The sequence below is a fragment of the Sphingobium sp. VMM genome, from assembly GCF_056790315.1.
Window position 1 is genome coordinate 252,185 of the sequence record NZ_JBXGSI010000007.1, and the last position, 10,281, is coordinate 262,465.

The window sequence follows — 10,281 nt, forward strand, 5'->3', positions numbered from 1 at the left end:
ACTGGCAGCTCCCTGCAAGGATGCGAAGGGCAAGTTCGTCAAATGTCCGCCAAAGGCCGCCCCGAAAAAGGGCCCCTGCAAGGACGCCAAGGGTCGCTTCGCCAAGTGCAAGTGACCTGACGAACTGGACAGACCGGTCGGGCCTTGCCTCCCGGCCAGCCTTCGGGTCGCACCACGGCTAGCCAGCTTCAAGGGCCATCCTGCCGCTCTCCCCTGTTCGGCATCCCATGGCCCTTGTCTCCTGCCCCCTTCCCGTCACCTTGCCTGCATGCATGGCGGGAGGGGGCAGATATTCATGTGGTTGCGGATAGTTGGCGGCTTTGCGATGGCAACAGCCCTGCCCCTTGCCCCGTCCGCGCAGGCCCAGCCGAGCCCCATCGCCGTAAAGACCGACAAAAGCTGGACACACAAGCCGTCCGGTATTGCCTTCCCGTCGAAGATTGACGGTTTTGCTCGCAGTGCGGTCGAGGATCTGAGCAACGGCGCGCTCCTCGATACATCGATCGCCTATGACGATCCGATCAGTCGCACCCATGTGAATGTCTATGTCTATCATGCCGCCATGCCGGCTACCGCCATCTGGTTCGATGTCGCGGCCACCATGATCGCGACCAATGACAAGTTCGGGCGCCCCGCAGCCCTGGGCGATCCTGTGGCTTTTGCCCTTCCGGGCAGTTCAGTGCCGGCCGGACTGCGCCAGAGCTTCGACATCACCCAGGTCGGCCGCAGCAGCGGCGTTGCCGTCATCGCGATCGGGGAATGGGTGGTAAAGCTGCGCGTCACCTCGCCCGTCCATGATGCGTCCCAGCTTGATGCCCTGTTGGATCGGATGATAGCCCAGATCGGCTGGCCCCGCGCGCTACCGCCGCTCGCGACGGCCGTTCCGCTCAAACCCTGCCCCCAACCGCTTGTCTTCGGCGCGCCTGCGGACAAGGTGACAAAGGACGGCGCGTCCGTCATTGCCGGCGCGATGATGGGCAATATCGACCGCAGCGTCAGGGAAAAGGCGGCGAAGAATAGAGAAGCCCCGGCCGCCCCGGCCTATTGCGTCCACCCCGATCGGATACAGGGCCGCCTCCCCATCTATCAGGGCGAGACGAATGAGGGCAGCTATGCCATCCCGCTCGGCGACTCGGGCACCATGCTGGTCATCGCCCGAGACACGCTGACCGCCTTGCTCGGCGGCAAGGATGAAAGCAGCGCGCCTTGGACGATCACCGTCCGCAAGCTTGACCAATGGCTGCAATATCCCAGCTATGCCAGCGCGCCGCCGCCGGCCCAGGCGATAGAGATCGTCCAGTCGGAAAAGCCGCTGTCGACCACCAGCGTCTATGGCAAGCAAAGCCAGATAAGCCTGTCGCCGGACGCCGTCGCCAACTGATAGGGCGCACGCCGCTTGCTCCCTCGGCCTGCCCCCGCTATCGGCCCAACCCATGACCGCGCATAAATCGGGCGACCCGACCACCCTCAACCGCCTTTATGGCCGCCAGTCCGGGCCCAAGCTTCGCAAGGGCCAGCAGGAACTGGTCGACACGCTGCTCCCCGCCGTATCGGTGCCGGCCGAAGGCGACGTCACGGCCGCCGACCTGTTCGGCTATGACCGCCCGCTCCATTTCGAGATCGGCTTCGGCGGCGGCGAGCATATGGCCTATCGCGCCGACATGTTGCCCGACCATGGTTTCATCGGCTGCGAGCCGTTCCTGAACGGCGTGGTCCAGGCGCTCGGCCATATCCGCGACGGCGCGCTCGGCAATGTCCGGCTGCACATGGGCGATGCGCTCGACGTTCTCAGCCGCATCCCCGACGGATCGCTCAGCTTCGTCTATCTGCTCCATCCCGATCCCTGGCCCAAGGCGCGCCATGCCAAGCGGCGGATGATGAACCCCGGCCCGGTCGACATGATCGCGAAGAAGCTCAAGCCCGGCGGCGAGTTCCGCTTCGGCACCGATCATCCGGTCTATCTGCGCTGGGCGCTGATGGTGATGAACGGCCATCCCGAATTCGATTGGCTGGCAAGCGATCCCAAGGATTTCCTGACCCGTCCAGGCGGCTGGCCCGAAACCCGCTATGAGGCCAAGGCCCGGCGCCTGGGCCATGAGGTCTGGTATTTCCGGTATCGGCGCATCTAGTGGTCCGAAAAGATTTTGACATTTGCAGCCCCATCCCCGCCGACGGGGGATGCACATGTCAAAATCAATCCACTAGTCAAAGACCCGAGAAAATTAGAGATATTCAAGATAGTTAAATCTACCACCGTGCGAAGCGATGGCCGAAATTTTCCGCAACGGTGATTATTTTCGTGGTGCCTGAAATCTTGCCATCGCCACCGGAAAGTCAGCAAGCGAACGCGAGGTCCACGCCTCTCTGGGCAGGTTGCCGCTTTCCAAGGGACGAGGGCCTGCAGGGTTTTGGTCGATAATCGCAGCCGGCGTACGAACACGGGAGCCGCTCTGACGCGGCCCCATTTACCATCGCTGCAAGCGAACAAAGTCCACGAAAGCCCGCAAGGGCGCCGGCAAATAACGGCGCCCGGAATAATAGAGCCGGGGACCAGAGAAGGTCTGGCACCAGTCGTCGAGAACGGATTCGAGCGCCCCACTCGCGATATACGGTTTAAGCCAATCCTCGAACAGATGCACAATTCCAAGGCCAGCCACGGCAGAATCGATCAGCAATTCGCCCGCCAGACCAGGCTGCACCACCAGCGGCCCGGTCGGATCGACAACGAGAATTTCCCCCTCTCTCTCGAATTCCCATCCCGGCATGGCCCCGCCGGAAAAACGGCCGCGCAGGCAATTATGGCCCAACAGTTGCTGTGGGTGCGAGGGGCGCCCATGATGATCGAAATAGGCTGAAGATCCAGCCGTAACCAACCGCTGCGTCGCTGGGCCGATGGGGATCGCGATCATGTCCTGTTCAAGCCGCTCCTCATAACGGATCCCGGCATCCGCACCGGATTTCAATATGTCGACAAAACCATCCTCCACCGTCACCTCCACTCGAATATCGGGATAGACCCGAAGGAATGATGGGAGGATCGATGGGAGCACGGTGCGGGCGACATTAGCTGGAACATTCAGGCGCAATGTTCCAGCGGGTCTGTCACGGAAGATGTTGACGACATCGAGCGCGTCGCGGATTTCCGAAAGGGCCGGCGACAGCCGCTCGAATAGCCGCGCGCCCGCTTCGGTCAGGGCCATGCTGCGCGTCGTGCGGTGGAGGAGACGAACGCCTAGCCGGGCTTCCAGCCGCCTGAGCGCGTCGCTCATCCCAGATGCCGAGGTGCCCGAAATACGGGCTGCATCTCGGAAGCCTCCTGCCCGCACTACTTCCACGAAGGTGGCAAGATCATCGAGTTCCGTCGCCATTGTTCGATTATCCGTACAGCCTGTTCTGATTACTACGACTTATCGTTCGCTGGCCACAAGCCCATATCGCGGTCTCCAAATGAGGAGACAGGACATGATGGATCTTCGCAAAGCCGGCACCTTCAAGCTGGGCGATCATCTCGTGAACCGCATGGGCTATGGCGCGATGCAACTGGCTGGGCCTGGCGTCTTTGGCCCGCCCAAAGATCGCGATGCCGCCGTCGCGGTTCTGCGCGCGGCAGTTGCGGCGGGCGTGAACCATATCGACACAAGCGATTTCTACGGCCCTCATGTGACCAACCAGATCATCCGCGATGCGCTTCATCCCTATAGCGACGATCTCCTGATCGTGACCAAGGTGGGCGCGATCCGCGGCAAGGACGCCTCATGGCTGCCGGCACAAAGTGCCGCCGAATTGCAGCAGGGCGTCGAAGACAATCTGCGAAACCTTGGCCGCGACACTCTCGACCTGGTCAACATGCGCATTATGGGCGACATCCACGCGCCGTCGGAAGGGTCGATCGAGGCGCAGATCGTCGCCCTTGCACAGCTGCGCGAGAAAGGACTGGTTCGACATATCGGCCTCAGCAACGTGACAGAGAGCCAGGTTGCGGAGGCCCAGCGCATCGTCCCGATCGCGTGCGTCCAGAACCAGTATAACCTGGCGCACCGCGCGGATGACGCGCTGATCGACAGCTTGACGAGCCAGGGCATCGCCTATGTCCCATTTTTTCCGCTCGGAGGCTTTTCGCCCATCCAATCGCAGGCATTGGCCCATTTGGCGGATCGCCTAGGCGCTACGTCGATGCAGCTGGCGCTTGCATGGCTGTTGGCGCGCGCACCGAACATGCTGTTGATCCCCGGCACGTCCAATGTCGCACATCTGACCGAGAATTTGGCAGCAGTGGAGCTGGATCTGTCGCAGGAGGTCAAGGCCGCACTCGAAGCCATTGCGTTCGATCCGGCCCACTGAACCTCGATGAGGGGCGCATTCCCGACTGCGGAATGCGCCCTCCGCCTCCCCCCCTGTCTTTCGAAATCGGACAGCCTGCGGTTCGATGCGCCTGTTATGGGCGCGAACGGTTCGTCTGCCGCTATTCTCAAACGACATGGGGCTGACACTCAATCGGCGGAACGCAGCCATTCTCCTTGCGGCCAGTGCCGGGCATCCAGAGCAGCATAGCGAGTTGGCCGCGACCTGGACCGGAAAATCGGTGACTGAATGGCCGTAAAGGGGCGTTAAAAGATGACCGGAATTCCCCCTCGCCTTCCCGCAGCGGAAAATAACATCGCTGTCTTTTCCAGATATCCGCATGCGATCAAGAACTTGTGACGCGACAGGATCTGCAAAATACATAATTTTTTGGGTCATTAACTTCGACTAAAGGCGCGCATGCTAGAGGGGTGTGGTTAAGGGATCCAAGCGGCTCATCAGGCCGATGAGCTGCGCGGCAAAGCCAGGACGCTGCGCGATGCCGTGCGTACCCATGGATGGAACAGCCTGGATGCCGCGCGAGGCCGCATTTACATCATGCTCGACGTGCGCGATGCAGTCTCCAACGTCTATCGCGATGGCCATGCTTCGCTGGCGGGGCGGGCGATATTCGGCTGGTATCCCGACGATCAGCCCGAATCCGCAATCCAGATTGTGCAGGATCCGCTGGTCGATGGTGCCAAGATCAGCACATGGATGAAGCAGGGCGTCATCGTGCGCACGCGGACCGATGCCAATACGGTGGAGGCACGCGCCGGCGATTATCGCAAGGCACGGGCGGCCATGGACAGCGGCGCCCAGGCGCTCAGCACGGACTATTATCCCGGCGCGCCCGATCCGTTGCGCAGAGGCTTTTCGGTGATGCTGCCGGACGGCGCAATGGCGCGGTGCAATCCGGTGCGCGTTGTGGCGGGGTGCGCGGCCCTACCTTGCGTTTGCGCTGACTGATTTATCACCTTCGGTGTCGCGCATAGACTCATGATGCCCGGCGTCCTGGACAAATTGGAGCCGGTATCTGGCGGTGGCGCAGTTGATCTTGCGGTGGCCGCGCATGCGCTCGATGAGGCTGCGTTGCTCGTAGAGCGCCTCGTTCATGCTCGACTTTCACTGGCAAACAGCGCGTCGGATTTGAGGATTTCTTCGAGATGAGCCGTTTGGCTTCCTCTTTATCCTTAGCCCACAGGAACAGCATGATTTCATGCTTACCGAGGGTAGCGCGCATTTTATCGGGCACAATCCGCCGAGAATAAGAAACTTCGCCGCCATTAGCGAAATAGGACTGGATGCTTCGACAACTGTTACAGATGTAACAAACGTCCGCAAAAAGTCCTTATCTTTCAACGCATTCCAAGCCTTTCAACAGCTTGGAGACAATGGTGGGCCCGGCATCTACTTAGAACGACGTTTAACACTTTGAAAAACAACGATTTTATAAAAATATCCATGAAGGATACCCCCGCGGATACCCCCAGTACAAAATAGTATACAATTTTTTAGCGATGTATCAGCCATCCAAAAATATACTATGAGACCGGCTATTACTGAAATCGGATTTTCTTATAATTTGAACATTGCGGCGTGAAATCTACGCGTGTTTGGATAAGGGGCCGAACGTGAGGGACGGCCCCTTATCGATATTTCAGGCCAGGCTGTGCTTGAGCTGGCTCATCTTATCGTGCCCTTCACGCACGGAATGAAAAGCGCGCTCGACGACCTGACGCGACGCCGGATCAAGATCGGCGTGCCCCAAGGCATCTTCATACTTGGCTTTGATGTGGTCTTCGCCTCGCTCGACTTCCTGGATGATCGCCTTGTCATCCTTACCTGTGATAGCCTGCTTCAAATCCATGAATGTGCGGTGAGCTGCCGCCAGGAAGCTACTATCGCTCTCCGGATCGCCGCCGAGGCGACGCACCTCGGCCTGCAGTTCAGTGGCGGCGGCACTGCGGTCGCGCGCGAACTCGGCGAACATGGTAGCGAACTGCGTGCTTTCCGCATCCTTCGCCGCATCCTGATAGCCTTTCATGCTGTCCAGGGTAACCTGAATAAGGCTGTTCAGCGTCGAAACGGTTTTCTCAGTGCTCATGATGCTCTCCTTGTTAGAAGCCTTACAACTGTCCGATCGACGACCCGATCCTGCTAGTCGTTGCGCCAATTCGATCAGTTGCAGCTGGATCGTGGCGAATGGAAATTTTGGTTCGCCACTGTGCTGACACGTCAACGGCGTTAGACGACGGTATTTGGAACCACTGCGTGGCTCCCCTCCTCGCTACCCTCGATCGCGCCGCCAAAAAGCATTTTCAGTTTCCCGCTGAGCGACATGTCCGTTTCCCACAATTCCGCGTCATCGATGTCGAAGCGAAGGAGCGCGAGGTTGGGATCATTTTTGCCTCCCGGAAACCATGCCTCGACGGTTTTAGACCAGAGCTTGTCGATCATGGCCGGATCATTATCGACGGTGACATTGCCAGACAGGCACGCAAAGAAATCTTGTCCCTTGGAGACAAATTGCGCCATCGCTGGCCCGCCGGTTGCCAAACGATTGTTCTTGCCGATGAAGAACCAGATTGTGTCGATCTGATCTTTGTCCAATTGCGCGGTTAGAGGCTCCGAATGGCTTCGACCATCCGCCAAACCTACCATGAGAAATGGCCCTTTCTCGAGCTTGTCCCACATATGCTGTTTCAGTTTGTGCGTATCGACTGGCATGCTACTCTCCTTCTTTCGCTCCCTTCAACGCTAGGAAAGTGGCTAAGTTGCGCCGCGCGGGATGTAGATCTGGGCCTAAACCGAGATCGTAAATCGTTCCCGATGACCCAAACTTCCTACGCTCGCGCAACCGCCTGGACGAAACGAGCGTAAACGCGGGATTTCAGGCCAAGCTTTTCACTCTAGGATCCAAGTTTCCGCGTCGGCCTCATTATCAAAGAATTTGACGCCCTCGCGATCGGTCAATCGCTGCGCCTGAAGGCGAGCCAGGGTAGAATTACAAACGAAAGCAAGGCGTCGCGAGCGCACATCCGCCGACGCAAGTAGAGAGGAAAACGCTTCCACGACCGCCTGAGGCTGAATTTTCATGTTTCTGATATCTACCAAAGTCAGATGCCCAGGTGCTCTGAGCTTCAGCAGCATTTCGCGATACCTAGCAGAAAAGCGATGAACGTCTGCCTCATCGAAAAATCCCGACATCTCCACGCGCATCAAATTGTGCTGAATATCTGCATGAATTGCGAAGACCGCATCCACTCCCATTCTCCTAAACACGTCGCGATCGGCATTATGCAGCTTTCAAAGATGTTCCGTAATATTTTAGTGAAAGCCTTGAACCGTCGGCGATCTCAACGTCGCAGAATTTCCCATACCACTTGCGAATATCGCGGGCTTGCAATCACCTCGCACAAATTCTTGTGCGTTTATTGACCCAGCAACCTTCTTCGAACGTTACGGTTCCAAGAGAATCCATAGCCTTGTCGTCGTCGGGATCCGCATTCCAGCTGGCGTCTCCCTTCCCTTCACCGTCGACTATGACAACGGCAAAATGTGAGTTTTTGGGCTTGCCCGAGCTCCACGCGTTCAGAGTGTAACCGCCGTCTCCCATTGGATAGACTTCGCATTTTTCGTTGACGTGAACCTTGCCTTCAACCTCGAACCGACAATATCTCATTTCGGAGCGGGGAACATCGGCTGCTCCTGCGTTGGCCGCTTCTTCCGGCCGGGCATACGGTGCACTCTCCTTCTTGGCCCCCGCAACATTAGAAACGGTGTTGCTGACGCTCGCCCTGCCCGAGACCTGTTCGCTCTGATTTGTTACGGAACCGTTACAACCAGCAAGCAGGGTAAGCACGCTGGACCATATGGCGAGGTAGCCGAAACGGTCTTTGTCCATTTTCTTGCCCTCCATTCTTCTCTCCCGTGAACTATCCACCGGCGTTCACAGGATAAAGTGGCGCGCGATGACGCGACTTCGCAATCAGGTAGAGCACCAAGCTATGCAGCCCGTTAAACGGACAGTTAAGTTACGAAAAACCTTCAGAAACCAACATTGATTAAACGCTTCGTTAATCCTCTCTTCGCTTTCCTGGGTGTAGGAGGCGTCTCGAAATTGGAGATGATATGAAGCGCCTACTCTACATCAGCACGGCCCGTTCCATCTTGCATGCGTCCGAGCTTGACGACCTTCTGCTCAAAGCGCGCGAGGCAAATTCCCGTGTCGGGATCACCGGCCTGCTGATTGTAGGCGGACGCCGCTTCCTTCAAGTGCTTGAAGGTGCCGACGAAGCTATTGCCGCGACATATGAGCGAATAAGGCATGATCCCCGTCATTTTGCTCTTGTTAAACTCCACGACAAGGAGGTCGGGTCAAGGGCGTTTGGGTCGTGGGCAATGGGTTTCGAGCAGGTTGTAGATGCCGCCGGTTCGGTTAGCGGTTCGTTGGAAGAGCAGGTCAACGCCTTGGTTGCCCCTATCTCAGACCCTACGTTGCGCGCATATTTTACGGGTTTTGCGAAGACGCATGCTGCGAACTGACCGGATGTCAGCATCCAGCATGCAAGACCGGGACATTGTGCCTGTAGACGACAGCAGCGCTTCTCACCGGAGCAAGGGGGTGGCTGTTCATGATGTCTGATATTGTGTCTCGCCAATCAGTCCGTGGCAGGATGAGCGATTCCTGAAGCATTATCTCCAATAGCATTTACAACATTCTCATCGATTCGCTCCGGTGCCGTAACAATCATTCGACGTCCGGCATCGATCTGCTTCATGCCCATCATGCGGGCAGCCATCCTTTCAGGCACATGCCAGCTTTCTGGCAAGGATCGAGCGACGGCGCCGGGGAGGGTCGTCCAAAGTAGAATGCCGGACAGGAACCCGCCCAGGCAGAATAATATTACTTGAATCTCCTGCTCGGCCGCTCCGCGTCCGCGCGCTATCATCCGGTCTATTTGCGAGGCCTTCCGAGAAAACCCGTCTTGCGCTTCATGCAGCATCGTTCTGTCTTCCGCCCTTGCTATTTGCGCAGATGCGATGATCCGCTCCACCAGCGCTTCAGGCGTCATCTCCATCGCCGGACGGCTCTGGATCATGTCGAGCTTATGCGCATGCACGCCGAGCGATTTGTTGATTTGCGCCAATGTCGCGCTGTAATCGGGGATCTTCTCCCTCGCAGCTGTAAGGCCTTCAAGCGCGTGACGCAGGAGGCTCAGTTCCCGACGCACAGCATCAAAAGCTTCTACGGGATCATCCTGTTGGGGGTCTTGTTGGATCATGGCTGGAGCCTAGAGCCAAAGGCCCCGGCCTAGCGAGCGGCCGAGATGACGCTGGAAATCCTGCGACAGCGATCGGCCGCTTTGGACGGATAGACCGACCTCCTACGTGCGATTGCGCAGCAGCAGCTTCAACTGTGGATCGCGTTCATGGTGCCAGTACGCCATTTCTTCACGCTCCCGCTGCAGGGCGATATATTTTGAGGCATGGTTGGCTTTGTGCTGATGACATCCGTCAACGCGCCGCGCTGTGCGGCATAAGATTATGGGTCCTTCGCAAACCCTCGTCATCCGCACAAGCTACCACGAACTGAATATACTCGGTTCGATGGGATTGCACGCCGTTACCCACCATGACGCCGACCACTTTCGCGTTTTGATACAGATCTGATCACCTCAGCCGCTGTTGCGCAGCGCGGTCGCGATCGCATTGATCGACAGTTCGATGCCTTCCTTGATCCGGGCATCATCCTCGCCGGCGCGATAGCGCTTGAGCAGTTCGACCTGCAGCAGATTGAGCGGCTCGATATAGGGAAGCCGCAGCCGGATCGACGTCTCGGTCGTAGGGCTCCTTTCCAGCAGGCGCGACTGGCCGGTGGCCGCCAGCAACCCGTCATGGGTCAGCGATCAGCCCTCGCGGATGCGACCGAACAGC

Annotated in this window: 12 protein-coding genes and 1 pseudogene; 5 read left to right on the forward strand and 8 right to left on the reverse strand. The window is 58.2% G+C overall.

Annotation, left to right across the window (positions count from 1 at the left end; genetic code table 11):
- Nucleotides 1-295: 295 nt before the first annotated feature.
- Together ACUCV3_RS11565 and trmB are read left to right on the forward strand one after the other, a co-directional pair.
- Nucleotides 296-1,381, forward strand: coding sequence for a hypothetical protein (locus tag ACUCV3_RS11565; protein WP_279728504.1), 1,086 nt, complete (start codon nucleotides 296-298; stop codon nucleotides 1,379-1,381).
- A gap of 52 nt (nucleotides 1,382-1,433) precedes the next feature.
- Complete coding sequence (gene trmB / locus ACUCV3_RS11570) at nucleotides 1,434-2,129, forward strand: tRNA (guanine(46)-N(7))-methyltransferase TrmB (protein ID WP_017502318.1); 696 nt, start codon at nucleotides 1,434-1,436, stop codon at nucleotides 2,127-2,129.
- A gap of 336 nt (nucleotides 2,130-2,465) precedes the next feature.
- Here trmB and ACUCV3_RS11575 read toward each other — a convergent pair whose 3' ends face one another.
- A complete protein-coding gene (locus ACUCV3_RS11575; RefSeq protein ID WP_125987028.1) occupies nucleotides 2,466-3,368 on the reverse strand; it encodes a LysR family transcriptional regulator in 903 nt (300 codons plus the stop codon).
- Between the two features lie 94 nt (nucleotides 3,369-3,462).
- On the opposite strand from ACUCV3_RS11575, the gene ACUCV3_RS11580 reads away from it, so the two are divergent.
- Nucleotides 3,463-4,341 (forward strand): oxidoreductase, encoded by an 879-nt coding sequence (locus ACUCV3_RS11580; protein ID WP_017502316.1) that lies wholly within the window; start codon nucleotides 3,463-3,465, stop codon nucleotides 4,339-4,341.
- 471 nt (nucleotides 4,342-4,812) lie between these two features.
- Nucleotides 4,813-5,310, forward strand: coding sequence for a Ca2+-dependent phosphoinositide-specific phospholipase C (locus tag ACUCV3_RS11585; protein ID WP_279731848.1), 498 nt, complete (start codon nucleotides 4,813-4,815; stop codon nucleotides 5,308-5,310).
- Here ACUCV3_RS11585 and ACUCV3_RS11590 read toward each other — a convergent pair.
- The 5 genes from ACUCV3_RS11590 to ACUCV3_RS11610 all read right to left on the reverse strand — a co-directional run bounded on the left by ACUCV3_RS11590 (nucleotide 5,287) and on the right by ACUCV3_RS11610 (nucleotide 8,263).
- Complete coding sequence (locus ACUCV3_RS11590) at nucleotides 5,287-5,457, reverse strand: hypothetical protein (RefSeq protein WP_482240639.1); 171 nt, start codon at nucleotides 5,455-5,457, stop codon at nucleotides 5,287-5,289. The genes ACUCV3_RS11585 and ACUCV3_RS11590 overlap by 24 nt on opposite strands.
- Before the next feature lie 544 nt (nucleotides 5,458-6,001).
- Nucleotides 6,002-6,448 carry a ferritin-like domain-containing protein gene (locus ACUCV3_RS11595; RefSeq protein ID WP_048939613.1) on the reverse strand — a complete coding sequence of 149 codons (447 nt, stop codon included), beginning with the start codon at nucleotides 6,446-6,448 and terminating at the stop codon, nucleotides 6,002-6,004.
- Nucleotides 6,449-6,588: 140 nt separating this feature from the next.
- Nucleotides 6,589-7,071 carry a pyridoxamine 5'-phosphate oxidase family protein gene (locus ACUCV3_RS11600; protein ID WP_482240640.1) on the reverse strand — a complete coding sequence of 161 codons (483 nt, stop codon included), beginning with the start codon at nucleotides 7,069-7,071 and terminating at the stop codon, nucleotides 6,589-6,591.
- Between the two features lie 177 nt (nucleotides 7,072-7,248).
- The gene (locus ACUCV3_RS11605; protein ID WP_313334061.1) at nucleotides 7,249-7,608 is read right to left on the reverse strand and encodes an STAS/SEC14 domain-containing protein; all 360 of its coding nucleotides are present in this window, start codon (nucleotides 7,606-7,608) and stop codon (nucleotides 7,249-7,251) included.
- A 142-nt stretch (nucleotides 7,609-7,750) separates the two neighbouring features.
- Nucleotides 7,751-8,263, reverse strand: coding sequence for a hypothetical protein (locus tag ACUCV3_RS11610; protein WP_482240641.1), 513 nt, complete (start codon nucleotides 8,261-8,263; stop codon nucleotides 7,751-7,753).
- A 212-nt stretch (nucleotides 8,264-8,475) separates the two neighbouring features.
- Between ACUCV3_RS11610 and ACUCV3_RS11615 the strand changes: the two genes are divergently transcribed.
- A complete protein-coding gene (locus ACUCV3_RS11615; protein ID WP_072895767.1) occupies nucleotides 8,476-8,889 on the forward strand; it encodes a BLUF domain-containing protein in 414 nt (137 codons plus the stop codon).
- Between the two features lie 116 nt (nucleotides 8,890-9,005).
- On the opposite strand, the gene ACUCV3_RS11620 is transcribed toward ACUCV3_RS11615, so the two are convergent.
- Both ACUCV3_RS11620 and ACUCV3_RS11625 read right to left on the reverse strand, forming a co-directional pair.
- Entirely contained in the window at nucleotides 9,006-9,629 is a 624-nt protein-coding gene (locus tag ACUCV3_RS11620; protein ID WP_072895765.1) for a DUF6118 family protein, read from the reverse strand.
- A gap of 393 nt (nucleotides 9,630-10,022) precedes the next feature.
- Nucleotides 10,023-10,281, reverse strand: a pseudogene (locus ACUCV3_RS11625) (phosphoenolpyruvate carboxylase); the annotation flags it as partial.

What these genes read in the sequence shown, in the direction of transcription:
- ACUCV3_RS11565 (WP_279728504.1), top strand. Translation starts at nt 296, where the DNA reads ATGTGGTTGCGGATAGTTGGCGGCTTTGCGATGGCAACAGCCCTGCCC.
- trmB (WP_017502318.1), top strand. Translation starts at nt 1,434, where the DNA reads ATGACCGCGCATAAATCGGGCGACCCGACCACCCTCAACCGCCTTTAT.
- ACUCV3_RS11575 (WP_125987028.1), bottom strand. Translation starts at nt 3,368, where the DNA reads ATGGCGACGGAACTCGATGATCTTGCCACCTTCGTGGAAGTAGTGCGG.
- ACUCV3_RS11580 (WP_017502316.1), top strand. Translation starts at nt 3,463, where the DNA reads ATGATGGATCTTCGCAAAGCCGGCACCTTCAAGCTGGGCGATCATCTC.
- ACUCV3_RS11590 (WP_482240639.1), bottom strand. Translation starts at nt 5,457, where the DNA reads ATGAACGAGGCGCTCTACGAGCAACGCAGCCTCATCGAGCGCATGCGC.
- ACUCV3_RS11595 (WP_048939613.1), bottom strand. Translation starts at nt 6,448, where the DNA reads ATGAGCACTGAGAAAACCGTTTCGACGCTGAACAGCCTTATTCAGGTT.
- ACUCV3_RS11600 (WP_482240640.1), bottom strand. Translation starts at nt 7,071, where the DNA reads ATGCCAGTCGATACGCACAAACTGAAACAGCATATGTGGGACAAGCTC.
- ACUCV3_RS11610 (WP_482240641.1), bottom strand. Translation starts at nt 8,263, where the DNA reads ATGGAGGGCAAGAAAATGGACAAAGACCGTTTCGGCTACCTCGCCATA.
- ACUCV3_RS11615 (WP_072895767.1), top strand. Translation starts at nt 8,476, where the DNA reads ATGAAGCGCCTACTCTACATCAGCACGGCCCGTTCCATCTTGCATGCG.
- ACUCV3_RS11620 (WP_072895765.1), bottom strand. Translation starts at nt 9,629, where the DNA reads ATGATCCAACAAGACCCCCAACAGGATGATCCCGTAGAAGCTTTTGAT.